Genomic DNA, 25,595 nt, shown 5'->3' on the forward strand with positions numbered 1-25,595 from the left:
GCGCTTCCCTCCGCGTTCCTTTGCGTTTCAAATTCCCACTCAAGTTAAAACCAAAATGGATAGTTATATCAATTCAGATGAATTGCATCACTCAGGTGCAGAACATACCCACGACGAAGAAGGCAACAAAATGTTTGGCTTCATTGTCTTCCTTCTGTCTGAAAGCGTCATTTTCTTGAGTTTTTTCGCCGGATATGCCATTTACAAAACAACAACTCCTAACTGGCTACCGGCTGGTGTTTCGGGGCTAGAAGTAAAAGAACCGACAATCAACACGATAATTCTTGTCGCCAGTAGCTTTGTAATTTACTTAGCAGAACGCGCCCTGCAACGCCATGATTTAGTGAAATTTCGCCTGTTTCTCTTGACAACAATGGCGATGGGTACTTACTTTTTGGTTGGACAGGCGATTGAATGGAACGGCCTCGATTTTGGCTTCACCACAGGGGTATTTGGCGGGACATTTTACCTGCTAACAGGCTTCCACGGTTTGCACGTTTTCACCGGCATTCTGTTGCAGTTGATTATTTTGGTACGTTCTTTCATCCCTGGCAACTACGACACAGGCCACTTTGGTGTAAATGCAACCTCACTGTTTTGGCACTTTGTCGATGTTATCTGGATTATTTTGTTTATCCTCATCTACGTCTGGCAGTAAATAAGAATGAGGGAGAAATTACTCCCTCAACTTATTTCCCCTTACACTAAATAACTCGTATTTGGCACGATCGCAAAAAAGGCATACTCATACCAAGCAGTCCAAATAAAACTGCGAATCCATCGCTGACGTTTTTCGGGACTCAATTCATATTCAAACGCCCCACTAGATACATCAATGGAAGATAGATGAGAGTTGCAACCGCAGCCGTGTTGATAAGTAAAACCATACTTTGAAGCAATACTTTGCACCTTCATCTGAATCGCAAACACCTTACCTGCATGGAGTATGGCATCCCAAGAACGCTTGTGTTCGATATCGCGGGGGTCAAATCTTAAGGCACGTTCTTCAAAAACATGATCGCGGTAAATTGGTGCTAGATGCACATGATAGAAGCTGGCAGGTAGTTCATAACCAAACTCGTTGAATAAATCTATGCCAATGTGAGCCACTTTTACTTCATCAGCATACTCTGTCCCCTTTGACTCCACATCACGAAGAATTTCTGCAAAGTTCGGATAGCTGTCTTTGAGAAAGTCTTGCCCAAAAAACTCTAGAGTTTCCCATGCTAGTTGTGCAAATAGCTGAGAGAATGAGGGTATCAAGTGAGCTAGTTGGGGGCGATCGCTAAACAAGTCAACGTCACCATGCTGTAATTTGTATAGGAACAACTGCGCCATCTCAACATAGCTTTGGGGATGGGAAAGTCCGACACTCGTGGTTCCTCTAGCAATCTTTTGCCATGTCGAAGGTAGTTGAGAAACGTGTACCGCATTTTCTCCAGCAATGACTGCAACAGGAAGACATTCCAGAAGCTGCATCGACAATCTCCTTTAAGACTTTAATGTGTAATTTACCTTAAGCGATCGCTAAGTGTATCTTATGAACACAATTAAAAATGTTTTACTGACTGTCTTTTGACAAAATTGCAACTTTATTTTAAAATCCAAAATTATCTTACTTGATCTAGTGGTTCAGCCCGAATTTTAAGTACCAGCTATTTTCTTATATAGTTTTTCCCCTTTGACAATCTCTTCATAGTGCTGTTCATGAGAGGTAAATCTGATGGATTCTTGTTTTCCTAAACCCAAAATCCCAAAGGTGCAGAGGCTATTATAAAATAGTTCATGTACCCGCTTTTGAAGTACCTGATTGAAATATATCAGGACATTACGGCAAAGGATGACATTAAACTCATTAAAAGAACTGTCAGTTGCTAAATTATGCTGGGCAAATACGACATTTTCTCTTAGAGACGATCGGAAAATAGCATTATCATAAGCTGCTGTATAATATTCTGAAAATGATTTTTTGCCGCCTGCTTTCAGGTAAAGATGAGTATACTCCTGCATCAGTTTCAGGGAAAAAATACCACTTTTAGCACTTTGTAATACCTTCTCATTCGTATCAGTTGCATATATGCGGCAACGGTGATAAAGGCCTTCTTCTTGTAGTAAAATTGCCAAAGAGTAGACTTCTTCTCCCGTGGAACATCCAGCGTGCCAGATGCGAATAAACGGATAGGTTTGCAAGAAGGGAACAACTTGATTTCTGAAGGTGTTATAAAAACTAGGATCGCGAAACATTGATGTTACATTCACCGTCAGAGCAAGCAAAAATCGTTCCAAATAAGCACGGTTGTGCAGTAAACGCTCTTGCAAGGCAGAAATATTAGCTAATCCCTCTAATTGCATGAAGCTGTGAATGCGGCGCTTGAGTGAGGAAAGAGCATAATCGCGGAAGTCATAGCCGTAATACTGATATACCCCTTCCAAGAGAAGATGTATTTCGATATCCTCCAAGGTAGGTTTGGGCAAAGTCATAGTACGAATTAACATATATGCTAAACCAGCTATTTTAAAGATGCTGGCAATACAAAGTGCTAAGATTCTTGGAGTTAATCAAACAACTGTTTTCCAAAACGTCTTAATGGATCAAAAATTATTTACATTTTAGGTTGCTAGAGTTTTTAGAACTCAAGTGCATCTTACGCCAAAAATAGCTTACTGAATCTATTAAATTTGATAAGGTTGCTAATTATGGGTTTCAGTTTAACTTAATTGCTGTCACTGCTAAAACAGCGATCGCTATTATTGAAATTCCAGCTAGCCATCTAACCTGGGAACGCAGATTTTTAATCTCTTGGCTGAGATTTCCTGTCGGTGCTATGGGATATGGTTGAAGTTCTGCAACTTCAACTGCTACTTTTTGAGGTATCTTTTCGCTACTTTCAAAAGTTACCTTCGAGTGTAGCCAATCAGTAATCAGTTGGGGACAGTTTTTCTTAAACCAATTTAAAGCCAAAGTTCTAAAAACTGGTTTAGACATTCGGGCAATTAATTTCATTACCCTGTTTAGAGGCTTCACGCGAAGCTTTTGGTTGATCAAATTGACTGAACCAACATCATAGAGACAATCCAGAATTAGTTTTATAGTGGCTTCTTCACTGTTAATCAAGTTTTGCAGCAAAAGTAGAACGTCGTGCATCCGCTCTGCTTCAATAACCTTTTCTGCCAATGTTTCTGGAGTGTTTACTGAAGAACTTACGTTTGTATTTAGGGCGTTTTGTCTTACTATCGTCATATTGGTAACATAGCAGCCATAATAAAGTCAGTACACCTATCTACCGAGAGAAAGATTTTTTATCTAGAGAGAGAATGTAAAAGCTAAAAGTTGTTTGTGAGACATACCACTATATCGTCTCTGGAAAAAAGATATTTGTCTAGTTCTTATGAATCTTTTATAAGCTTTTTTTATAGCAAACCGCAAAGACACATATCAGGTAGAGCAGGAGGGGGGTACATGGAAGCACCTAATTTTGTAATTGAAATTCGTTCTAAAAATTGCAGTTTGGCAAAATTAAAAATCAAGATGGAAAAATATATTAATAATGGTTAATAATGGTGTTCAATTAGAATGGTTACTTGATAGTAAATATCAGCAAGGTTAGTTGAAATTCAGGATGTTTTAAGTGCTTAATATGCAGTCATGGCATATTAAGCAATGAAGCTTTGATAGTTTATTTTATCTAGCTTTTTAACCAAATTATTATAAAATTGGGCATACTTTATATGAATTAGAATAAATTATTTAAGACTGCTATCAATTATGTAATTATACTTTAAGATAGACAAAACTTAAATCTATATTCCATCGCCAGATAGATAAAATTCTGATATCAGTTTATTAAATTAATTCAGGATATGTTATTTAGCTATTTATAGTAGTTAATTGAAGATGGAAACTACAGACACAACGCAAACAAGTTCAACACCTTTCCCAAATATTCCACCAGTTATTGAAAGTAACGATAGTGAGTACCTGGATACTGGCGTACCTAGCACGGTTGCGATCGCAGGACATCCCCTACATCCCTTGAGTGTGATTTTCCCTATCGCCTTTTTAGCCGCCGCCTTGGGAAGTGACATTGGCTACTGGTTAACTGGTGATTTCTTTTGGGCTAGGGCTTCGCTATGGTTGATCGGACTCGGATTAGCTGGGGGTTTACTCGCAGCTGCGATCGGTCTGAGCGACTTTTTGAAAATTGAACGAGTTCGCAAGCGCACCGCCGGTTGGGTGCATTTGATCCTTAACGTTTCTATCCTAGTTTTATCATTCATCAACTTCCTTCTACGTTGGGGCGACGCTGAATCCCGAATAGTACCTTGGGGACTATTAATCTCGCTCGTTGTTGGTACACTAACCAGCGCTTCCGGCTGGTTCGGTGCTGAACTCTCCTATCGCCACAAAATCGGTGTAGTGGGCGCTGGTAGCAGAAGATATCCCTAACAAGACTTACGGAAACAATAGCCGATAAAGAAAGATTTTCAGGTAGGGGCAATTCATAAATTGCCCCTACATTGTGTAGTTTTGCGTAAGTATTATTAATAAAATATAAATTTACGAATTATTAAAAAAGAGCAGTTCCGAGGCTAAGATTATTCGTTATTCTTTAGCCTTGATAAAATGCTTCAACATCGTAATCAAACACTATTTATTATTATTTCTATACTCATCGTTGTACCGATGGGTCTTTTGTCTAAGTTTTACAGTGGGCCTGCCCATCAGTGGTTTAATGACTACGGTGGAGATATACTTTATGAAATATTTTGGTGTCTATTTGCATTTTGGTTTTTTAGAAGTCGAACGGCGATAATCCAAATTCCTATATGGGTTTTTATCATCACCTGTATACTAGAATTCTTGCAACTTTGGCATACGCCACTATTAAATGAGATCCGCACTACTTTGATAGGTAAATTATTACTTGGTACTACCTTTGTCTGGTGGGATTTTCCTCATTATTTATTAGGTTGTGTTTTAGGTTGGTTATGGCTGCGACAATTACAGAAAATAGGTTATGCAAAAAAAAGTCAAGGTTAAACCCAATTCAAAACAGCAAAAAATTGAAGAACAACCTGATGGCAGTCTGACTGTATATTTAAAATCGCCCCCAGTTGATGGTAAGGCTAATGAAGAGTTAATTAAACTCCTAGCCAAGAAATTTGATGTAGCCAAATCTGATATCAGAATCAAGTCGGGTTTATCCTCTCGGCAAAAGCTAATAGAAATTGATACAGATACTTAGTTAATACTGAATAATGTCTTCTTGAAAAACTTTACCTCCTTGCCAAGATAACCCCTAGCAGAGGCAATAAATGAGAAATACGATATTGTAAAATCAACTTTTTATACTTCTGTAATGCTGATATATCTTGGTTGAGCTTTAACCCTTCCTATCCAAGCTTGAATAGCAGGAAATCGTGTTAAATCGAACCCACCTTCGTCAGCTACATGAGTGTAAGCAAATAAGGCGATATCAGCAATTGTGTAACGCTCTCCTACAAAAAAAGTGTGAGAGGTTAAATGTTTTTCCATCAAGCTAAGTGCTGCATAACCTGGTTCGCGTTTTTCCTTGATAGCCTCACTATATTCTTCAGTTTTACCTAAAATAGAAATCCAAAATCTTGATGTGGCAATAAAAGGTTCATGGCTATACTGTTCAAAAAATAACCATTGCAGCACTTGCGATCGTAAAAAGCGGTCATAAGGCAAAAATTCTGTCCCTTCACTCAGATATACCAATATGGCATTTGATTCTGCTAAGTATTGTCCTGGCTCAATTTCTAGAATAGGTATCTTTCCGTTAGGATTTTTACTTAAAAATTCTGGTGTTCGAGTCTCGCCTTTCAAAATATTAAGCTCTACCCTTTCAAAAGGCATACCTAGTTGTGTGAATAAAAGACGTATCTTATAACCATTACCGGAAGGTAAAAAATCGTACAAACGCAGTAGTTCCATGCTAAAATGCAGTTATCAATATGTTGATAAGTGAAGGTTTAAAATACAATATCTTACCAAAATTTTTTCCAAAAACCGGATAATTTCTTTTAAAGTTTAGCTTTTGAGTACTAGATAAAATTATCTGAAAAAATAAAAAAAATATTATTGATTTCTAGATTGAAATATTTAATTTATTTAGTGGTTGGGAATAAAAGTATGTGTGGAAGATTTACTCTAAATCAGTCAGTAGAAGCTTTAGCTCAAGTTTTCCATGTTGAGCCAGTTCTAGATTTAGCAGCCGATTTTAATATCGCGCCTACCCAAATGGTGGCAACTGTGTTACAAAACCCCGAAAGCGAAAAGCGTGAATTTCAGCAGTTGCATTGGGGATTAATTCCCTCATGGGCAAAAGATGCAGGAATGGGGGCAAAGCTGATTAATGCTAGAGCAGAAACTGTTGCCGAAAAACCAGCTTTTCGTTCGGCTTTTAAACATCGTCGCTGCTTAGTGTTAGCGGATGGCTTTTATGAGTGGCAACGTCAACAAGGTAAAAGTAAAAAGCAGCCGTTTTATTTTCGTCTTGAAGATGGGCAACCCTTCGGCTTTGCCGGTTTATGGGAGAAATGGCGATCACCTGCTAACGAAGAAATAATCTCTTGTACAATTTTGACAACGGCAGCAAACGAATTACTTCAACCTATCCACGACCGGATGCCAGTGATTCTAGAGCCAAAAGATTACGATTTATGGCTAGATTCTCAAATCCAAGCGCCCCAAACCCTACAACAGCTATTGCGTCCCTATCCAGCGCCAGCAATGATTGCGTACCCAGTTAGCACCTTGGTAAACAACTCTCGGCATAATAAGCCCAGAGTGCATCATCCCACTCAGTGAGGAGAACGCCCCCACAAATCAGTTAAATTAACTATTGAGCGTGCTAAGGGATTGGGAGATAAAGGAGCAGGGGAGCAGGGGAGCAGAGGAGAAATTGCAGTAAGTTTTTCCTCTCTGCCCCTTTGCACCTCTACCTCTTGTGCCTAACCCAATGCCCCATGCCCCATGCCCAATGCCCCATACCTAGTAATACCCAGAGACAAATATGCCAAGAACACAAAAAAACGATAATTTTGTTGACAAATCCTTTACAGTGATGGCAGATATCATCTTGAAGATCCTGCCAACCAACAAAAAAGCTAAAGAAGCGTTTGTTTATTATCGAGATGGCATGTCGGCCCAAGCAGAAGGGGAATATGCTGAAGCATTGGAATACTATGAAGAAGCTTTAACACTAGAGGAAGATACCAACGATCGCGGTTATATTCTCTACAACATGGGGCTAATCTATGCCAGCAACGGCGACCACAATAAAGCTTTAGAACTGTATCACCAGGCAATTGAGTTAAACCCACGTATGCCCCAAGCCTTGAACAACATCGCCGTAATTTATCACTACCAAGGCGAAAAGGAAAAAGAAGCTGGAGATAACGAGGCTGGCGAAACACTCTTTGACCAAGCCGCAGACTATTGGATTCGAGCTATTCGCATGGCTCCCAATAACTACATCGAAGCCCAAAACTGGTTGAAAACCACCGGGCGATCGCAGATTGACGTATTCTTTTAGTCATTAGTCATTAGTTCTTTGTCACTTGCTAAGGACTAATGACCAATGACAAATACTTCGACTTACCTCGACTTCGCTCGGCACAAGTCGCTCAGTACAAGTGACCAATGACAAATAACAATTTATGATTGACCAAGAACAAGTTCATAAAGTAGCTAATCTGGCTCGTTTAGAGTTGATTCCAGAAGAAGAGGAACAATTTACTACCCAATTGGGAAGTATTCTGGATTATATTCAACAGTTGGATGAACTGGATGTCAGTAATGTGCCCCCAACAACACGGGCAATTGATGTCAGCAATATCACACGAGAGGATGAATTGCAACCCTATCCTAACCGTGAAAGTATTCTTAACAGTGCGCCTGAACAGGAAGGTGAATTTTTCAAAGTTCCAAAAATTCTTAACAGCAATGAGTAAGTAACAAGACTGTTGAGCAGAGAAAATAATTGCAAAAAAATCTAGATTAGTTATTTCATATCTTGGTAATCAAGAGACAATTAAACCATCCTGGACATAAATCAGTTGTTTTTTTGTTTTATCTGCAATATTTTGTTCGTGAGTTACTATCGCAATAGTCATTCACTGCTCGTTCAATTCTGATAGCAAATTCATCACTTTTTGAGATATTTTGCTATCTAATGCACCCGTCGGTTCATCTGTTATAACTAAAGTCGGCCTATTGACTGATCTTCAGAAAGTTGATTTGGGTGGTTATAAATTCGTTCTGTTGCGGTAATCTCACCCTTATCAGTGCTTTTTCTGTGCGATCGCGGCGTTCTTGCTTAGGAATATTAGTATAAACTATTAGCAATATAGTATTTTCTATTGCCGTTGAGCGAGGTAATAAATTAAATACCCATAATAGCTACATCTCCGTCTTCGATAGATAAATTAATACTTTTTAGTATAAGAATATTAACTTCCACTAAATGATATTTTTTGTAATAGATTCGAGATAAATTTCGAGTAGTGAGCTATGCATGCAATGTTGTTCGTTAAGATCAAACCCAGGCTATATTAAGTACAAATACTTAATATAGCTGTAAATATTTAAGGTATTTTTGTAAAATAAATACATAGTGAATTTTGAAGTTCGTTATCTGGGTTATAACAGAAGCCGATATTAGGATAAACTGGCTTTTGAATACATCGGAAGTTCAGCAGCAACTTTGTTTTTTACTGCTGGTGACTTATTGCCAGTATACTATCACCTTTTGATGTATGAAACTTACTTTAAGCTACGGGAAGTCTCCCTAAAGAAGGTTTCTTAGCATCCAAAATGACTCTCACTGTTTTAAGGCTATAGCCTTAGAATATTTACAAGCTTTGCTTACGAATTAGCTGTCTCTAGAAAAATTACCGATTTTGCTTTCTAAGCTGACATTACACCCGTTTATATGCGGATTTATGTAGCTTAATAACAAATTAGCGGATTCATTAATATTAAGCCTGTTTTACTATTTAGTTCCTTATCCTGATTTATTAGACAGCTAGAGTGTTCATTTCACTTTGTTCAATAGCTTTTAGCCCTTATCGCTCCCATGCTGACTCATCACCGCAAGCCCGTGTGCTTATCACTTATTTCCACTGACCTACCAATCTGGTCTGTTGTCGAAACTGCTGCGACATTGTATCAAAAAGATACAGATAGATTCCATTTGCTGCTAACTGCACCGCCCCTAATCAGCTGCGAAGTCGAGAGTGTCGTAAGTCCAGAGGATACGCTTCCCCAAAGTAAGAGCAAAGCTTACGCCCCTAACAGTCCGAGAATTTTGTGGCTAGAGATTTCCCCTTATCGAGTCATCATGACCATGCAAGGTAACGCTCAAGTGAGTTACCGTCACTTTTGGGAACAGGGCGTTTATGGTATTAGTCGCTATTGGTTGCCAACTGAGTCGTTGCAACCTAACGACCCTATTCGTTTACGAAATTTTACTAGTAGCCTAACTCTCAACGGACATCCTTTACCAGAGCATTTGCGTCTGGAATATGAATTGTGGGCAGAAAAAGTCCAGTTAGGATGCTACATACTTAATTTGGAAATTAAACACTGATATTGAAGGGGATTGGGTACAGATTATTTATTACCTGTCACCTCTCCCCTAATGTCAATACTTGTAGCAATCCTCTCTTAGAACAGTGGCATGGTTGCGTTGCGTAAGAGATTGGCTGCAATCAGAAAAGCGCTAAAGCCACCACAAATGATGGTAATGATATTAAGCCTGTATTAAAACATCTTTAGATACTTTAGAACTAGTATCCTTTGTGAGCTTTGTTACTATTTGCATAGCAGCAGTTTGTGACTTTAACCAATTAGTAAATAAGTCTCCAATGATTTTCAGCCGTCTTTGTTCGTCTAATTGAGGTTTAATAATTTCCTCAACTGCAATTATATGCACTCCTTTGGGAGTAGTTATTGGCTTGAGAATTTGTGGGGGATTAGAAGCAAAGATGGCTGCTGCAATCTCCGGTCTAAAATCAGTGCGTAGACGTATTCCTTGATATCCTCCAGCCCGGCGTATTTCGGTATTTTGAATGTATTGACGGGCGATTTGTTGAAAACTAATTTCCCCTTCTTGCAGCGCATAAAATAGTTCTAGCGCTAAATCTTCATCATCTAATACAACTTCATAAGTGACTGCTGCAATGTAATCGAGTTGGTGTGCATAAAAAAATTGTTCAGCTTTGTCTGCAAATAAATGATTTGCTAATTTGGCTGAGAGAAGGTTGGTTTCGGCTATTGCTTCAAAGTCGTCTAAAGAAAGATGATATTTTTCTAACCACGCCCAGGTATCTTCTGCTTTGAGCAGTTGGTTGGCTAAACGCAGGCTATCTGCCGCGCGTTGCAGTTCTTCTAAACCAATTTGAATACCTGCCTTTTTCGCTTCCTGTTCAATAATTTTTTTGGTTGCGATCGACTCTAATACATTAGGGATTTGGCAAGCAAGCTTTATGTGGTCAAGAATATCATCAGGAGAAACAGTCAATACATTTGACATCATTTAATTCCTCCAATGGTTAACCTAAATTATTAGGATATTATCAGGATTAATCGGACAATATTAATTACATCCTATACTGCATTTTCAGATTTAATTATTTACTGCCTCTGTCTAATAGTAGCCTTAATATTTAATTTTGTGCGATTGTAAAAAGCTTTTTATAAAATTAATAATTTTGCATTAAGATTATAAATATTAGTAAAATATATAATTAATTAAAATTAAAGCAAAACAATTGTTCGTATACAAGTTAATAATGTTTTATAGAGATTGAACCATGAGGCTCACCCCGACTTTTTTAAGAAGTCGGGGATCTTGTTTTTCATGCTCTAAGCTACGGTTTAATTACCTCAAAATTGCTGTAATTTAGCAAATTTCTAAAGCTCCAAACCACCTTGTTGTAACTTCTTAAACGGATCTAAAATAAAATCTACGATCCGGCGTTGGCGGATAATCACCTCTGCGCTTGCAGCTTGACCTGGTGTTAGAAGGATACGTTTATTGGCAGTTTGGATGTAGGGCTGAAGTAGGGAGATTTCCAACTCATAGGTTTCGATGTTACCTTGATTAGCGGTTTGAACTTTCGAGTTAGGCGAAATCCAGTTAACGCGTCCTTGCACTACCCCATAATCTTGGAAGGGATAAGCATCAAATTTGATTTTAACTGGCATTCCTACCTTTAAAAAACCGCTTTGTTGGCTAGGCATCTGCGCTTTGAGAATCAAAGGAGTATTGTTGGGCGCAATTTGGGCAAGCATCTGTCCTGGTTCTACTACAGATCCTGGTTTGTGGATAGGCAACTCGAAAACTGTACCATCAACAGGCGATCGCACTATTCGTTGTTGCATTTGTAGCTGTAAAGATGCAATCTGGCTTCCTGTCTGAGCAATTTCTGATTGCAGGTTAGTAATTTGTCCTTGTAAATCTTTAAGCTGTTCCTGATTTTTCAGCACCGCTAGTCTACCTGCTTGCACCACACTGCGATAGCTGCTTTGCTGTTCTTGCAGACTAAGTTTTGCCTGCTGAATATCTGAAAGGGCTTGACTCATCAACGACTGATAGCGGTTAAGTTCTTCTTTTAAGCGCAACTTTGCTTGTGTGATATCAGATTTTGCTTGTTCCTGTAAGCGTTGACTTTCTTCTGCAATCTTTTCTAATTCCACAACTTTGATTTGGGGAATTGCACCTTGCCGCAAAAGCTGGCGATAACGCGCAACTTCTGTGACATCCCGGCTGAAACGACTCTTCGCTAAATTCTGAGCAATTTGGGTAGAAGTGATATTCTGGCTAGCTTGTTGCACTAAAGCCAATTTTTCTAGTCTTTGTGAGTTATAGGTACTCTGTTTAGCATCAAGATTCTGCTGTGCCTGACTAACTTGAGCAAGTTTTTCCAATTCTTGGGATTTATTTTGTTGCTCTTGGATGTTAATAGTCAGGATAATTTGGTTTTTCAAGAGGTCTAGTTGCGATCGCCGATTCAATAAACCTTCCAGTTTTGTCTGCACCTGCTGCAAATCCGTTCGCAGCACATCAGACTCTAATTGAACTAAAATCTGTCCTGCTTTTACAGTTGAGCCTTCTTTGACATTGACTGCGGTAATGCTACCAGTAACTGGACTATCTAATTTTTGGGTTGCTCCTTCAGGTTCCATGCGTCCTCTAGCACTCCCTGTTTCATCAACTTTAGAAAACATTGCCCAAGGTAAGATGATTCCAGCAAAGGCTACCAGTAAATACAACAGGGAGCGCGTCCAGAGTTTTGGTAAGGCATCTAGTAGTTCCTCGGTGCCGTAAAACCAATCGTTTGCTTCAGATGTTTTTTGTGTCTGAGGCTGAAAGATGGCATTTGTGTCTTCCACCAGGTGAAATTCAGTTGGTTTTGGGATGGCGAAGGCGGATGATGAATTATTAGATGGGTTTGGCATAAGAATTGGGAATGGGGAATGGGGAATGGAGAATGGGGAATTGGGCATTGGGAATTAAGAATTGAACATGAAGAAGAGACAAGGGAGACAAGGAAGAGGGGGGAGACAAGAGAGAGACTTGTTCAATAATTCCCCCTTGTTTCCCTGCCCCCTGCTCCCTTGCTTCTTCCCAATTCCCAATTCCCTTTCAACCTGTTTGCGCTAGTTGTTGCTGATTGAGATAAAAATAATGTCCTTTTTTAGCGATTAATTGCTCATGAGTGCCGCTTTCGACCAAAATGCCGCGATCTAAAACCAAAATTAAGTCAGCATTACGCACTGTAGAGAGACGATGAGCAATAATTAAACTTGTGCGTCCTTGAAGAATTTTTGTAAGGTTGTGCTGAATAATCCGCTCAGATTCAGCATCTAAGTGACTGGTTGCTTCATCGAATATCAAGAAGCAGGGGTTTCCTAACAAAGCACGAGCGATCGCTAGGCGTTGGCGTTGTCCACCGGATAACATACCCCCACCTTCACCAATTTGGGTTTCGTAGCCCATTGGCATTAGCTTAATAAACTCATCTGCTCCTGCTAGCCGCGCCGCTTCAATAATTTCTTCTTGCGAAACTTCTGGATGAGCAATGCTGATATTCTCCTGAATCGTACCGCCAAACAAAAAGGTATCTTGGTCTACAACGCCAATTTGGGAGCGGAGCGATCGCAGAGAAATATTAGTCACATCTTGACCATCAATCAAAATTTTGCCATCCGTCGGCAGATATAGCCCTAAAATCAGTTTGGAGAGGGTTGTTTTTCCAGAACCACTACGTCCCACAACCGCTATAGTTTGCTCAGGTTTGATTTCAAAACTGAGGTTTTCTAACACATTAATCTCACTTTCTGGATGATAACGAAAAGTCACATTTTCAAATAAAATATGACCGCGTAAACTATTTAAAGTCTGACGGGGTTGAAATTGTAAATCTTCTTCTGGCTCTGCTTCTAAAACATCATTAATTCGCTCAGTGGAAATGATCACCTCTTGCAACTGATTCCACAGGACAACGAGTCGTTGGAAAGGTCGAATGACGTTTCCTAACAACATATTGAAGGCAATTAATTGTCCAATAGTTAGTTGGTTTTGAATTACCTGCCATGCACCAAACCAAAGTAATCCTGTAGTAACTAGTGATTCAATACTAGAACTGAAAATTTGCAGTTGGTTACTAATTACCTGACCGCTAAAGGTCTTTTTAATGACATTATTCAGCAGTTCTTCCCAATGCCATCGGACTGTTTGCTCGATTGCCATTGAGCGAACTGAGCGAATACCCGTGAGCGATTGAATCAAATAACTGTTTTCTTTAGCCGAAGCATTAAAAACTTCGCGGCTAATGCGACGCAAAAAAGGTGTAGCGACCAGCGCCAATAATACAAAAGGCGGGACGATCGCTAAACTGAACAATGCCATTTGCCAGCTATACCAAAACATCAATGCCACATAGACAAATACTGTCATCAAATCCAAACCAATAGATAGTGCTTCTCCAGTTAGAAAGCGCTGAATTTTTTGATTTTCTTGGACGCGAGAGACAATATCGCCAACGTACCGCGACTCAAAAAAGGCTAGGGGCAAGCGAAAGGTATGCTTAATAAAACCTACCAGCAGTGTTAGTGAAAGACGATTGGCTGTGTGATCTAGTAGATATTGCCGCAGTCCATTCAGAGCAACGCGAAAAAAACCAAAAATTAGTAAGCCTAAACCAACGGCGTTTAAAGTTAGGGTACTACCCTGGACAATCACTCGGTCTAACAGTAGCTGGGTAAATAGAGGTGTAACTAGTCCAAACACCTGAATCAACACTGAAGCGAGAAACACTTCTAACAGTACTTGTGAGTGAGGTTTGACTAAATCAAAAAACTGCCAAAATGCTGTAGTCGCTTCTTGGGTTTCTTTGAGTAAGTCTGTGGGTTGTAATAACAGGGCATAACCAGTCCAACCGGCTTTAAATTCGCTAGCGGTAAGGGTACGTTGACCGATGGCGGGGTCGCCAATAATCACCCGTTTTTTATTGACTTCATAGACGACAACATAGTGCTTACCTTCCCAGTGAGCGATCGCAGGTAGGGGTTGTTGGGCTAGTTTATCGAAGCTAGCTTTCACTGGACGGGTAGCAAAGCCAATACTTTCTGCGGCGGCTGTCAAACCCCGCATTGATGCCCCACTACGACTGACGTTAGTTAAATCTCGGATGCGGTTGACATTAAAGCGTTTACCCCAATAGCGACTAATCATCACCAGGCAAGATGCTCCACAGTCAGAGGCGCTTTGTTGTTCAAAAAACGGATACCGTTTAGTCAAGCGTCCCAACCAATGCCCAGCCTTTACCTTTGGGCTAGGAAAGTACGGCCGTTGTCTCCTTTGGTTTTGTTTTGGCTCAATGCTGGGGATTGGGGATTGTGGGGATTGGGAAAAGTCTTTCCTAGTCCCCAGCCCCAAATCTCCACTCTCCAGGACAGTTTGAGGCTCTTGGGAATCTATCAACTCTGATAATTGCGGCCAGTGTTGTAGGGCTGTTTGCCAATCCGCATTACTCAAACTGTAAGCGATCGCTGATTGCGCTACCTGCAAACTTCCCTCTTTGGGATTCAGGTAGATGTTTCCAGGTGTCAATCTTCGCCCATGAGAATCCAGCAGTTCGCCCCGATGCAGCAACCAAAGCTTGATATCTTTGGTGAGATTGGTACTTAAAGAACCACTTTCTAGATTGTGTCGCTCAAAGAGAGATAGCGCTTTGAACGTCTCCTCAACGGTGCCATTATGCCCAATTAACGAGTTGTAACAACATAACAGCAGCAAATCCCAGACCTCTGCGCGTCTTAAAAGGCGATCGCGGACACTAAGCGATGTCCGAATTACCGCTTGTAAAGTCTCTTGGTTGATATAGCAAAGCTTTAAGTTTGCCGAAGCTCTAGCCACGTAAGGACTAAATTCCTTTTCTGGAAATAAAGTTAACTCGCCAAATGACGATCCAGAAAAGAGAGTGGTAATTAAATTATTAGAGCTATCCAGCAGCCTGACTTTACCACTCAGGACAATATAAATTCCTGTGTCAGTTGTAGTTGCTTGCCAAAACTGCTTTGCTATTTGTGGTTCGACAATCTTCAGCTCTCCAAGACACGTATCAAGTTCTTCCTTTGACAGCGAATTACCCAAGACTTGAGTAATTTGTTCAGCTAAATATTGCTGGGAAAACGCTGATGGCATTTTCTAACCTCCAAAACAGTATTAGTTATTGGTCTGAATTAGATTAAATGACCAATGCAAACTAGGTTCAGAGTTAGATTGCAAGTCGCAGATTGTAATACCAGCATCTTTATTTTTGTCAGCTTCTTGTGGACAAGAATTTTTGCGCTTAGTAGAAAGTCCCATTTTTTTTAGCAGCCGATTAACATGGCGATCGGTAATTGAAATGCCAAATTCATTTGCTAAATGTTTACTTAACCATTGTGCTGTCCAGCAGCTAAATGCGTAACCATATTCACGTGGACTATTACTTACCAATTCTTTCAAGCGTTCAATGTATTGATCGTTAACAGTCTTGGGTCTACCTATGGGTCGCTCATTCCATTTATGTGCTAAACCTGCCTCTGCTACACCAATCCAGTACCGTGCCATTTCCTGGGAACAACTTAAGATTTCACAAATTTGGCTTTGAGATTTCCCTTTATCAGCAAGTAACATGATTTCAATCCGCCGACGATATTCTGGTTGTAAATTAGCTTGCAGGTTTTTCAGCAGCGCCTTCCGTTGGAAAGGTGTTAAGAACTTGCTCTCATGCATGTCATAGCATTCAAAAGCTTTCTCTTGACTGAAATTTTCTGACATAATTTTTATCAGTTTCTACCAAGTATCAAACGTGGGCAAATGTATCTTTTGCAACTGTTTTTAATCCTGAGATACCAGGATATACAACTGCAAATTAATTGAGCCTAGAAGGTTAATTAAATATTGATGTGGTGTGCAAATAGCGACAGGTATACATACCCCTAATATTCTGATGATTTAGGAGCGATATTACTGTCTTAATTCAGGTTTTAATAAATTAAAATTGGACATTAATGGTCTTCACTTGGAATAAAAATACTTCAAACCATTAAACCAATCACTAATTAGCCGCTAAAATTTGACAGATTTTCCTGAAGCCCGGTGCAATAATGGTATTGGTTAAGACCATTACCCCTAGTTGATGGTAATAGGTAAACACTTTCAAGGCTTCGGGTAGCCCTTATATTGATGATTTTACTGAGTTATACAATACGGTTTATAGATTAACCTACTAATATTTAAGTAGGTTAAGTTTTGATTACCAACGAAAAGTTGGTTCTTGTCCCGTTAAAGGGAAGCTAAAAACATTCAAGGTCAGGTATCAATAAGAATCTACTTATTAGACTATCTAAAACTAGTGGCTTTCTCATCAGTAGATAGTCCTAAATTTGAACCTATTTCGAAGAAAATTGCAACGCCGAAGTGACAGTTACTCAATCTTTATCTTAATCCACTATTTCTTATTTAAGGATAATCCTATATCTAGTCAATAGCTTTCACAAAAAATAAAAGATATTTATCAAATCTTGATAATAGTTTCACTAAAATATTGCAAATCATCTGAATAAAAAGTAAGAGCCTAGCATAGAGTTTCCGCTTTAATAATAATAGGAATTACGCAAACAATAGTCAAAACCCTGATTTTCTGGTAGGAAAAATTCATGAATTACAACTACAATGTGTAGTTTTGCGTAAGCCCTAAATAATTGCTCATTTAAAATTTTTTGTTGGAACAAATGGCAAGATACCTAACTTATTTTTTGCTAAAAATACAGGATTTTTATGAGTTTATATTAAGTTTACATCTGCCCATAGTAGGAAAACTACATCCCTTACTATCTGCCATATTTATGATATAGATATCTATCTATAGTATGAAAATATTTTATTTTGGCAAAAAAGCATTTATAGACGTATCTACGACTAATTTGCTCTAGCTAAAGACAGGTTTTACTAAATTTTTGAAAAAGTTGACAGTTTCCTCTGGTTCAAGAAATATTTTTGCAAGATCATTCATTAGTTTTTGGCTTAGTATATTTAGATACCTCTAAAAAGTGTGCTTACCCTTAAGTCTTTTCAAATTAAATAATTTCCTTCTCTATCTGGAAATTACTGAGGACAAATTGTAGTAACCAATAGAAACTAAATCAGGAACTAAAACCTCTGGAGTCCCCAGAGGTTTTTTCTTTAAACTATGCTCCCCTGCTGACACTTTTATGAGGAGTTAGGTGATATCTGACAACAAGCTGCGGCGTGTAAGCATTCGACAATACGATAGAAGCAAAAATTGTCGCAATGAATTAGTAGAGTAAGCTAAATTTTAGATATAAGGTACTGGGAGTGAAGATGATGTTGTTGGAATTAAAGCGCATCCATGTTCCACCAGGACAAAGAGTGTTACTGCGAGATGTAACCTGGCAGGAATTGGAAACAATTCTAGAGGATTTAGGGGAACACCGTGTAGCACGAATTGCTTATGACAGGGGAATACTGGAAATTATGGCACCACTGCCAGAACATGAATATGATAAAGAAATTATTGGCGATTTAGTCAAAGCGCTTCTGGAAGAGCTAAATACTGAGTTCATCAGTCTTGGTTCTACAACTTTCAAAAACCAAGTAATGGCTCAAGGTATAGAACCTGACCAGTGTTTTTATATAAAAAATGAATCTAAGATTCGTGGGAAGAAGCGTCTAGATTTAACAGTAAACCCCCCTCCAGATTTAGCTATAGAAGTTGACATTACTTCTCGCACTCATCCTAATATTTATGAAGCATTAAAAGTATCTGAGCTTTAGCATTTTAACAAAGGAAAGCTCCAAATTAATATTCTGCAAAATGGGCATTATGTAGAGTCTCAGCAAAGCCTAAATTTTCCTCAATTTAAACTAAGTGAAGCGATTAGTCAGTATCTTGAGCAAACTATAACCGAAGGCAGAAATGCAACATTCAAAGCTTTTCGTCTTTGGGTACAAAAGCAAATAGAATAATTCGTAATTAATTTTGGGTACTGAGCCGCCTCATTTCAGTCCTATTTTGGTAGGGAACCAGGATGAACAGCGGCTTTAGCCGCTTATCCTGTCTCCCGTACATAGTCTTAGGTTATCAAATACCAGGTTACTTAGTAATGATTAAGGTTAATACCAGCTTCTTTCGCCATTGCTTCTAACCCTTTAACTTCTAGGGTTTTAATTGCTTTAGTAGACAGCTTTAATTTTACCCAACGATTTCCGCCTGCCCACCAAACACGCTTACTTTGCAGATTGGCGTGCTGAAGGCGTTTTGTGCGACGGTGGGAGTGGGAAACAGCAAAAGCGTTATTTGCCTTCTTACCAGTTAGTTCACAGCGACGAGACATAGCAAGTATCTCCAGATTGTTATTTTAATACAGCCTTTCCATTCTATGTCTTAGACAACAGAAGTGGAAAAGGGAGTGGGGGAGATGAGGGGGAGGGGGAGCAGGAGGAAGGGGAGCAGGGAGCAGGGAGCAGGGGAAGCAGGGGAAGCAAGGAGATAAACAAAACTCTTAACTCCTAACTCAGTACCCCATTCCCCATTCCCCATTCCCAACTATTTACTAGCTTGTTCCGTCAGCTTGGTGAGTACCTCATTCGATCGCTCGACGAAAGATTTCATTCCCTCAGCGTCAAATCCTTTCTGAGACATCAGCGCTAAATCATAGACGTGTTGGCAAATCAAGTTCACTAACTGATCTGTAGATGATTGACCGTCACCTTGGATAATACTACCTTGGTTCAGATTTGCCAGATTTTGAATTAGCGGATGAGCAGTATTCACCAGCAAAATGTGATCTTCAGGAAACTCTGCTGTTCCCTGCTGCATCATGGCATTCATTTCTCGGAGGCGGCGAAGAATCTCTGGTAAAAGCACGATCGCAGGTGGTGTACCTTGAGGATCATCTGATTTCAATGCTTCAGTACGGATGTTGAGTTTGGGTTTGTTGAGAGATTTCTCAAATAACTCTTTAATCGTCTCACTCCGAGTTTTATTCGTCTTAGGATCGACAATTTCCTTATCTTTATCTTGTTCTAGCAGAGTATTATCTAAATCTGAGTCTACCCGCGTAAACTTGACATCTTGATATTCCCGCTCTAGGAAGTTGATAAAGTGAGTATCGATGAAGGAGTCCATAAATAGGACTTCCAAACCTTGATTTTTGTGTAATTCTATGTATGTAGCTTGAGTTGTTTCATCAGTGCTGTAGAAAACTCGGTTTTCGTTGCGTTCTTTGTTGCGTTCTAAATACTCTTTCAGTGTGGTGTAAGGAGCGGTGGGCGTTGAGTTTTCAGCACTGGGTGAAGGAGTCACATCTTGCCAAGCATCCCCATCTGAAGACTGGACTTCAACTACTGGAGTTTCAGCAGCAACTTTTTCTGTCAGCTTGGCGGTGGTGCGGAAGACGATGATATCTTCGATTTGCTTTTTGAATTTATCGTCGTTGAGAACGCCAAATTTTACAAAGGTGCCGAGGTCTTTCCAAGCACTGATGTATTGTTCACGATTATCGCGGAAAAGTTCTTTGAGGCGATCGCCTACTTTTTTGGCAATGTAGTCACCAATTCGCTTCACGGTGCGATCGCCTTGCAAGGCACTGCGCGATACGTTTAGCGGAATATCAGTACTATCAATCACACCCCGCATCGGCATCAAAAATTGCGGGATTATTTCTTCGCAGTTGTCACTGACAAAAACTTGATTGCAAAATAGCTTGATCTGTCCTTTGGTAACATCTACATCCGGCCTCATTTTGGGGAAATACAGAATCCCGTTGATGATAAAGGGATAGTCAGTATTTAAATGCACCCACAACAAAGGTTCTTCTTGAAAAGGATACAGGTAGCGGTAAAACTCTAAATACTCTTCCTGACTCAGATTACTCGGAGACTCTCGCCACGGTGCTTTCTGCTTATTTAATACCTCACCTTCTAGTTTTATTGGTACTGGCAAGAAATCGCAGTAGGTCTTGACAAGATTCTTAATTCGTGCAGACTCTAAAAATTCCTCTTCTTCTCCTTGCAGGCTGAGAGTAATAGTAGTACCGCGAGTTGTCCGGGGTGATTCTTCTAGGGTAAAAGCTGGAGAACCATCGCAAGTCCAGTGAACCGCCTGCGCTCCTTCTTGATAAGATAGAGTATCAATTTCTACCTTTTGCGCCACCATGAAGGAAGAGTAGAAACCAAGACCGAAGTGGCCAATTATGGGTTGATCTGATTTGCCTTCATATTTATGAATAAATTCTTCAGCGCTAGAGAAGGCAACCTGATTGATATATTTCTTAACTTCATCTGCGGTCATCCCGATACCGTTATCGGAAATAGACAGTGTTTTGTTATCTTTGTCAATGGCAATTTCAATTTCCGGTTCGCCGATATCTCCAGCATAATCTCCGGCGCGGGATACCATTTTCAGCTTTTGGATGGCATCTACAGCGTTGGATACCAGTTCCCGCAAGAAGATTTGGTGATCTGAGTAAAGAGACTTCTTAATGATCGGGAAAATATTATCAGTATGAATACTGATAGTGCCTTGTTCTAGCATAATTGGTAATTTTTCGATGTTAGTATCTGAAATGATGATAGTGGCTTATACAGCCTAGCCCTCTGCTTTCCAGGATAAACCCGGAGAATCCAGAAGGACATGATACCAATTAGGATTTTAAAAGCATAGCTTAGGCGATCGCACCTTTTTTGAGGATTGTTTGCCCCCATTTATGATTCGGATTTCCCTACTTCCTAGTACAGACGCGATTAATCGCGTCTCTGCTTAATCTCCATTATTATGAGCATGATTGCTATATTTTTTACCTATGGTTAATAGTTCTGACTTACTCGCAAAACTCTACAATGCCTTTAACCCCTTTGAACCCTTACCCGCAGGCGATCCAAAATATGTAGATTGTCAGGATGTGCGGGGAGATGCGGATATTGAGCAAGAGTTGGGAAATCGGATGCGATTAGCAGATACAAATACTTGCCAATTGTATTCTGGCCATCGGGGTGCAGGGAAGTCTACAGAATTACTCAGGTTAAAGAAATATTTAGAAAATCGGGAATTTTATGTTGTGTATTTTGCGGCTGATGAAGAAGATATTGATTCTGAAGATGCCCAATATACAGATATTCTCCTCGCCTGTACCCGCCGTTTGCTCAAAGATTTAAAAGGAATTGCTAGTCCTCGTCCCATACTCGACTGGTTGAAAGGTCGTTGGGAAGATTTGAAAGATTTGGCGCAGACTCCCATAGAATTTGAGAGTCTAGGAGTAGAAGCACAGCTTACTCAATTTGCCAAATTGACCGCCAATTTAAGGGCTGTTCCTGAATTACGCCAGAAGATCCGCCAAAAAATTGATCCTTACACCGTCACTTTAATTCAGGTGTTAAATGAGTTTTTGGTGGATGCAAAACAGCACTTACCTAATGGCTACAAGAAACTGGCGGTAATTGTCGATAACTTAGACCGGATGGTGTTAGTCAAAGACGGAGAACGCACCAACTATGAGGAAGTGTTTTTAGATCGTAGCGAACAACTTCAAGCATTAGATTGCCATTTGATTTACACTGTCCCCATTTCAATGGTCTATTCTACCAGGGCAACAGACCTCAGAGATATCTACGGCGACCCCCAAATTTTGCCGATGATTATGGTAAAAACTTTCGAGGGAGACGTTTATCAGCCAGGACTAAAGAAAGTTAAGGAAGTAATTAACAAGCGAGTCCGGCAAATTGCACCCGAACTATCACTAGAAACAGAAATTTTCGACAGTCCCCAAACCTTAGACAGACTTTGTTTAATGAGTGGAGGTCATGTGAGAAATTTGCTATTGTTAACTCAAGATGCCATTGGACGCACTGAAGAGTTACCTGTTTCAGAAAAGGCGGTGCGACGAGCAATTACTCAAGCCAGAGATACTTATCGCCGTGCTGTGGAAAATCATCAATGGTGTCTGTTAGCGGAAGTGTCTTGTTCTAAGCGCATTATTAATGATGACTTGTATCGGAGTTTGATGTATAATCGCTGTCTTTTAGAATACCGCTATTTGGATGATGATGGAGAAATGCAGCGTTGGTATGATATTCATCCATTGATTCAAGGAATTCCAGAATTTAAAGAAGCTGTAGCGAAACTTTCATGAACCCGAATTTAAGTGATTGGGATGATGATTTACCCCCAGAACCAGAAGAAGCTTATCAAGACTTGCTTCGCGCACTGAGGCGTAAATCAGGATTTGGTTTGTTTTTTGTCCAATGCACACCTGTGGAAGCAGACAACTTGATTGTCAAACTTCCAAAAGAGATTCCGCAGAAGAAGATTGCAGTTCTGCGCTTGGTTGAGGCTATTGATAATTTATATCAGCCAGTAGTTGAGTTTGTTAAAGACAAGCAAGTTGATATTTTATTGATTAAAGGTCTGGAATATTCTTTATATAAGTATGAAAAAAGAAGTTTTGGAGAAATTACAGAAGGACAATTTAGCAATTTAACCAGTGTTCCGCATATTTTAAATCACTTAAACCAACAGCGAGAACGCTTTAGAGATGATTTTCCCATTAGCTTTGTTTTTCTTTTGCGTTCATTTTCGGTAAACTATTTTATTCACCGCGCCCCAGATTTTTTTGATTGGCGTTCTGGGGTGTTTGAATTACCGACTACACCAGAAGTGGTAGATGAAGAATCTACTCGTCTACTAGATGAAGCAGACTATGAGGAATATTTGAAACTTAGCCCCGAACAAAAAATTGAGAAACTTCTGGAAATTCAAGACTTGCTGATCGAAAAACATCAGTCAGAGAGTCGTAAAGCAAGTTTACTGTTTGAATTGGGAAGGTTGTTAAGTACTACAAACGAATACGAAGCAGCTCTTACATCCTATGACCAATCTGTGAAAATTAGACCTGATTTATACCAAGCTTGGAACAGCCGAGGTACTGCGCTAAGAAATTTAGGACGTTATGAAGAAGCGGTCGCATCCTACGACCAAGCACTGAAATTTAAACCAGATGACCACCAAGCTTGGTATAACCGGGGGAATGCGCTAAGGAATTTAGGACACTATGAAGCCGCGATCTCATGCTTTGACAAAGTACTGGAAATTAAACCTGATTACCACCAAGCTTGGAACAACCGAGGTACTGCGCTAAGAAATTTAGAACGTTATGAAGAAGCGATCGCATCCTATGACCAAGCACTGAAATTTAAACCAAATGACCACCAAGCTTGGAACAACCGGGGGATTGCACTAGGAAATTTAGTCCGCTATGAAGATGCGATCATATCCTACGATAAAGCAGTGGAAATTAAACCTGATTACCACTATGCTTGGAACTTTCGAGGGAATGCACTAGGAAATTTAGTCCGCTATGAAGATGCAATCATATCCTATGACAAAGCGTTGGAAATTAAACCTGATTACCACTATGCTTGGAACTTTCGAGGGATTATGCTAAATGATTTAGGACGCTATGAAGAAGCAATCGCATCCTATGATCAAGCACTCAAATTTAAACTTGATTATCACGAAGTTTGGAACAATCGGGGCAATGCACTACGCAATTTAGGACGCAATGAAGAAGCCATTGCATCCTATGACCATGCACTGAAATTTAAATCTGATTATCACTTTTCTTGGAACAATCGGGGCAATGCACTACGCAATTTAGGACGTAATGAAGAAGCTATTGTATCCTACGACCAAGCACTGAAATTTAAATCTGATGACCACTTTTCTTGGAACAATCGGGGCAATGCACTACGCAATTTAGGACGTAATGAAGAAGCCATTGCATCCTACGACCAAGCACTGAAATTTAAATCTGATTATCACTTTTCTTGGAATAATCGGGGCAATGTACTACGCAATTTAGGACGCAATGAAGAAGCGATCGCATCCTACGATCAAGCACTGAAATTTAAACCTGATGACCACGAAGTTTGGTACAATAGGGGCGTTTTGCTACGCAATTTAGGACGCAATGAAGAAGCGATCGTATCCTACGACCAAGCACTGGAATTTAAACCTGATTACCACCAAGCTTGGAACAATCGGGGCAATGTACTACGCAATTTAGAACGCAATGAAGAAGCGATCGTATCCTACGACCAAGCACTGAAATTTAAACCTGATTATCACTATGCTTGGTACAACAAGGGTCGCGCACTATTTAATTTGGGTCAATACTATGAAGCAATCACAAATTATGAAACCTGCTTGGAAATTCAAGCGGATTATTACTATGCTTGGGAGCATAGAGGCTATGCTTTATATCACTTAGATTGTTACTCTGAAGCCATCTCTAGTTTTGATAAAGTGCTAGAAATTCAACCCAGTAACTACCAATGCTGGAACAACCGAGGCTATTTATTGCTTAAAAAATACTCTTTTGAAGGAATGAGTCCTGTTTATGAAAAAGCGCTAGAAATTGGCTTTATTTCTCAAGATTTTCTTAACAAAAAAAGTCTTTTACTATCTGACTTTGAACACTGTATAGAAGCTCTTAGCAATTTTCAAAAAGTTCTTGAACTTAAACCAGATTTTGAAATTACCTGGGCAAATCGAGGTTTTGCACTTTATTACTTAGGTCGATATAAAGAGGCTATAGAAAGTTGCAACAAAGCCCTTGAATTTAAATATGATGACTACGTTGCATGGTCTAATAAAGGCTTTGTGCTAATGAAGTTAGAGCGCTATGAAGAAGCTATTGCAAGTTTTGATAAAGTTATAGAGATTAAACTTGATAATCATACTGCTTGGTACAATAAGGCTTGCTGTTATGCTTCACAGAGTAACGTCGAATTAGCAATTAAAAATCTACAGCAGGCTATCAACATAAATCCTGGCGAATATCGTGAAATGGCAAAAACTGAATCAGATTTTTATGGTATTCGGGAGGATGAGCGCTTTCAAGCTTTAATTCAACAAAAGATGTAGCGATAGTTTTAAGCCTCTAAAAATTAACAGAAATGCCCATAATTACTAAATATAAACTTAACCCATTT

19 protein-coding genes and 3 pseudogenes are annotated in these 25,595 nt (G+C 39.6%); 11 read left to right on the forward strand and 11 right to left on the reverse strand.

Annotation, left to right across the window (positions count from 1 at the left end):
* Nucleotides 1-55 precede the first annotated feature (55 nt).
* Nucleotides 56-658, forward strand: coding sequence for a heme-copper oxidase subunit III (locus FBB35_RS25910; RefSeq protein WP_174712019.1), 603 nt, complete (start codon nt 56-58; stop codon nt 656-658).
* Nucleotides 659-699: 41 nt separating this feature from the next.
* Here the strand turns inward: FBB35_RS25910 and FBB35_RS25915 are convergent, their stop codons facing one another.
* The 3 genes from FBB35_RS25915 to FBB35_RS25925 form a co-directional block, all read right to left on the reverse strand.
* Entirely contained in the window at nt 700-1,479 is a 780-nt protein-coding gene (locus FBB35_RS25915) for a hypothetical protein (protein ID WP_174712020.1), read from the reverse strand.
* Nucleotides 1,480-1,644: 165 nt separating this feature from the next.
* The gene (locus tag FBB35_RS25920) at nt 1,645-2,481 is read right to left on the reverse strand and encodes a protein-glutamate O-methyltransferase CheR (RefSeq protein WP_174713772.1); all 837 of its coding nucleotides are present in this window, start codon (nt 2,479-2,481) and stop codon (nt 1,645-1,647) included.
* A 223-nt stretch (nt 2,482-2,704) separates the two neighbouring features.
* Entirely contained in the window at nt 2,705-3,241 is a 537-nt protein-coding gene (locus tag FBB35_RS25925) for a hypothetical protein (protein ID WP_174712021.1), read from the reverse strand.
* A 654-nt stretch (nt 3,242-3,895) separates the two neighbouring features.
* Here FBB35_RS25925 and FBB35_RS25930 point away from each other — a divergent pair.
* The 3 genes from FBB35_RS25930 (at nt 3,896) to FBB35_RS25940 (ending at nt 5,246) form a co-directional block, all read left to right on the forward strand.
* Nucleotides 3,896-4,447, forward strand: a complete 552-nt coding sequence (locus FBB35_RS25930) for a DUF2231 domain-containing protein (protein WP_174712022.1) — start codon at nt 3,896-3,898, stop codon at nt 4,445-4,447.
* 177 nt (nt 4,448-4,624) lie between these two features.
* Nucleotides 4,625-5,041, forward strand: a complete 417-nt coding sequence (locus FBB35_RS25935) for a DUF2809 domain-containing protein (RefSeq protein ID WP_174712023.1) — start codon at nt 4,625-4,627, stop codon at nt 5,039-5,041.
* Nucleotides 5,019-5,246, forward strand: a complete 228-nt coding sequence (locus tag FBB35_RS25940; RefSeq protein ID WP_174712024.1) for a DUF167 domain-containing protein — start codon at nt 5,019-5,021, stop codon at nt 5,244-5,246. Before FBB35_RS25935 ends, FBB35_RS25940 begins: the two co-directional genes overlap by 23 nt.
* A gap of 101 nt (nt 5,247-5,347) precedes the next feature.
* Here FBB35_RS25940 and FBB35_RS25945 read toward each other — a convergent pair whose 3' ends face one another.
* Nucleotides 5,348-5,959, reverse strand: coding sequence for a glutathione S-transferase family protein (locus FBB35_RS25945; protein WP_174712025.1), 612 nt, complete (start codon nt 5,957-5,959; stop codon nt 5,348-5,350).
* 198 nt (nt 5,960-6,157) lie between these two features.
* On the opposite strand from FBB35_RS25945, the pseudogene FBB35_RS25950 reads away from it, so the two are divergent.
* The 3 genes and pseudogenes from FBB35_RS25950 (at nt 6,158) to gatC (ending at nt 7,980) form a co-directional block, all read left to right on the forward strand.
* A pseudogene (locus FBB35_RS25950) lies at nt 6,158-6,866 on the forward strand (SOS response-associated peptidase).
* A gap of 174 nt (nt 6,867-7,040) precedes the next feature.
* Nucleotides 7,041-7,562: a photosystem I assembly protein Ycf3 gene (locus FBB35_RS25955; RefSeq protein WP_174712027.1), complete on the forward strand. Its 522-nt coding sequence runs from the start codon at nt 7,041-7,043 to the stop codon at nt 7,560-7,562.
* Between the two features lie 124 nt (nt 7,563-7,686).
* Entirely contained in the window at nt 7,687-7,980 is a 294-nt protein-coding gene (gene gatC, locus FBB35_RS25960) for an Asp-tRNA(Asn)/Glu-tRNA(Gln) amidotransferase subunit GatC (protein WP_174712028.1), read from the forward strand.
* A gap of 69 nt (nt 7,981-8,049) precedes the next feature.
* On the opposite strand, the pseudogene FBB35_RS25965 reads toward gatC, so the two are convergent.
* Nucleotides 8,050-8,513: pseudogene (locus FBB35_RS25965) on the reverse strand (hypothetical protein).
* Nucleotides 8,514-9,104: 591 nt separating this feature from the next.
* Here FBB35_RS25965 and FBB35_RS25970 point away from each other — a divergent pair.
* Nucleotides 9,105-9,617 carry a hypothetical protein gene (locus tag FBB35_RS25970; protein ID WP_012409900.1) on the forward strand — a complete coding sequence of 171 codons (513 nt, stop codon included), beginning with the start codon at nt 9,105-9,107 and terminating at the stop codon, nt 9,615-9,617.
* 162 nt (nt 9,618-9,779) lie between these two features.
* On the opposite strand, the gene FBB35_RS25975 is transcribed toward FBB35_RS25970, so the two are convergent.
* The 4 genes from FBB35_RS25975 to FBB35_RS25990 form a co-directional block, all read right to left on the reverse strand.
* Complete coding sequence (locus tag FBB35_RS25975; RefSeq protein WP_174713773.1) at nt 9,780-10,562, reverse strand: peptidylprolyl isomerase; 783 nt, start codon at nt 10,560-10,562, stop codon at nt 9,780-9,782.
* Nucleotides 10,563-10,942: 380 nt separating this feature from the next.
* On the reverse strand, nt 10,943-12,490 hold the full coding sequence (locus FBB35_RS25980; RefSeq protein ID WP_174712029.1) for an HlyD family efflux transporter periplasmic adaptor subunit: 1,548 nt from the start codon (nt 12,488-12,490) through the stop codon (nt 10,943-10,945).
* Between the two features lie 187 nt (nt 12,491-12,677).
* Nucleotides 12,678-15,740 carry a peptidase domain-containing ABC transporter gene (locus tag FBB35_RS25985; protein WP_174712030.1) on the reverse strand — a complete coding sequence of 1,021 codons (3,063 nt, stop codon included), beginning with the start codon at nt 15,738-15,740 and terminating at the stop codon, nt 12,678-12,680.
* 21 nt (nt 15,741-15,761) lie between these two features.
* Entirely contained in the window at nt 15,762-16,361 is a 600-nt protein-coding gene (locus FBB35_RS25990; RefSeq protein WP_174712031.1) for a helix-turn-helix domain-containing protein, read from the reverse strand.
* Nucleotides 16,362-17,930: 1,569 nt separating this feature from the next.
* Between FBB35_RS25990 and FBB35_RS25995 the strand changes: the two are divergent.
* Nucleotides 17,931-18,572 (forward strand): annotated as a pseudogene (locus tag FBB35_RS25995) (Uma2 family endonuclease).
* A gap of 131 nt (nt 18,573-18,703) precedes the next feature.
* Here FBB35_RS25995 and rpmB read toward each other — a convergent pair.
* Both rpmB and htpG read right to left on the reverse strand, forming a co-directional pair.
* Nucleotides 18,704-18,940, reverse strand: coding sequence for a 50S ribosomal protein L28 (gene rpmB, locus FBB35_RS26000; protein WP_114082227.1), 237 nt, complete (start codon nt 18,938-18,940; stop codon nt 18,704-18,706).
* Nucleotides 18,941-19,152: 212 nt separating this feature from the next.
* Nucleotides 19,153-21,141 carry a molecular chaperone HtpG gene (gene htpG, locus FBB35_RS26005; RefSeq protein WP_174712032.1) on the reverse strand — a complete coding sequence of 663 codons (1,989 nt, stop codon included), beginning with the start codon at nt 21,139-21,141 and terminating at the stop codon, nt 19,153-19,155.
* Between the two features lie 268 nt (nt 21,142-21,409).
* On the opposite strand from htpG, the gene FBB35_RS26010 reads away from it, so the two are divergent.
* The gene (locus FBB35_RS26010) at nt 21,410-22,735 is read left to right on the forward strand and encodes an AAA family ATPase (protein ID WP_174712033.1); all 1,326 of its coding nucleotides are present in this window, start codon (nt 21,410-21,412) and stop codon (nt 22,733-22,735) included.
* Nucleotides 22,732-25,527 carry a tetratricopeptide repeat protein gene (locus tag FBB35_RS26015; protein ID WP_174712034.1) on the forward strand — a complete coding sequence of 932 codons (2,796 nt, stop codon included), beginning with the start codon at nt 22,732-22,734 and terminating at the stop codon, nt 25,525-25,527. Before FBB35_RS26010 ends, FBB35_RS26015 begins: the two co-directional genes overlap by 4 nt.
* The last annotated feature ends 68 nt before the right edge of the window (nt 25,528-25,595 follow it).

This window comes from Nostoc sp. TCL240-02 (assembly GCF_013343235.1).
In the GTDB taxonomy this organism is placed as follows: domain Bacteria; phylum Cyanobacteriota; class Cyanobacteriia; order Cyanobacteriales; family Nostocaceae; genus Nostoc.

Bases quoted from the DNA above. Each gene is read 5' to 3' on its own strand.
- FBB35_RS25945 (WP_174712025.1), bottom strand. From the start codon at position 5,959: ATGGAACTACTGCGTTTGTACGATTTTTTACCTTCCGGTAATGGTTAT.
- FBB35_RS25975 (WP_174713773.1), bottom strand. From the start codon at position 10,562: ATGTCAAATGTATTGACTGTTTCTCCTGATGATATTCTTGACCACATA.
- FBB35_RS25910 (WP_174712019.1), top strand. From the start codon at position 56: ATGGATAGTTATATCAATTCAGATGAATTGCATCACTCAGGTGCAGAA.
- FBB35_RS25925 (WP_174712021.1), bottom strand. From the start codon at position 3,241: ATGACGATAGTAAGACAAAACGCCCTAAATACAAACGTAAGTTCTTCA.
- FBB35_RS25970 (WP_012409900.1), top strand. From the start codon at position 9,105: ATGCTGACTCATCACCGCAAGCCCGTGTGCTTATCACTTATTTCCACT.
- FBB35_RS25955 (WP_174712027.1), top strand. From the start codon at position 7,041: ATGCCAAGAACACAAAAAAACGATAATTTTGTTGACAAATCCTTTACA.
- FBB35_RS25985 (WP_174712030.1), bottom strand. From the start codon at position 15,740: ATGCCATCAGCGTTTTCCCAGCAATATTTAGCTGAACAAATTACTCAA.
- FBB35_RS26015 (WP_174712034.1), top strand. From the start codon at position 22,732: ATGAACCCGAATTTAAGTGATTGGGATGATGATTTACCCCCAGAACCA.
- FBB35_RS25930 (WP_174712022.1), top strand. From the start codon at position 3,896: ATGGAAACTACAGACACAACGCAAACAAGTTCAACACCTTTCCCAAAT.
- FBB35_RS25915 (WP_174712020.1), bottom strand. From the start codon at position 1,479: ATGCAGCTTCTGGAATGTCTTCCTGTTGCAGTCATTGCTGGAGAAAAT.
- htpG (WP_174712032.1), bottom strand. From the start codon at position 21,141: ATGCTAGAACAAGGCACTATCAGTATTCATACTGATAATATTTTCCCG.
- FBB35_RS25980 (WP_174712029.1), bottom strand. From the start codon at position 12,490: ATGCCAAACCCATCTAATAATTCATCATCCGCCTTCGCCATCCCAAAA.
- FBB35_RS25935 (WP_174712023.1), top strand. From the start codon at position 4,625: ATGCTTCAACATCGTAATCAAACACTATTTATTATTATTTCTATACTC.
- gatC (WP_174712028.1), top strand. From the start codon at position 7,687: ATGATTGACCAAGAACAAGTTCATAAAGTAGCTAATCTGGCTCGTTTA.
- FBB35_RS26010 (WP_174712033.1), top strand. From the start codon at position 21,410: ATGGTTAATAGTTCTGACTTACTCGCAAAACTCTACAATGCCTTTAAC.
- FBB35_RS25990 (WP_174712031.1), bottom strand. From the start codon at position 16,361: ATGTCAGAAAATTTCAGTCAAGAGAAAGCTTTTGAATGCTATGACATG.
- FBB35_RS25920 (WP_174713772.1), bottom strand. From the start codon at position 2,481: ATGACTTTGCCCAAACCTACCTTGGAGGATATCGAAATACATCTTCTC.
- rpmB (WP_114082227.1), bottom strand. From the start codon at position 18,940: ATGTCTCGTCGCTGTGAACTAACTGGTAAGAAGGCAAATAACGCTTTT.
- FBB35_RS25940 (WP_174712024.1), top strand. From the start codon at position 5,019: ATGCAAAAAAAAGTCAAGGTTAAACCCAATTCAAAACAGCAAAAAATT.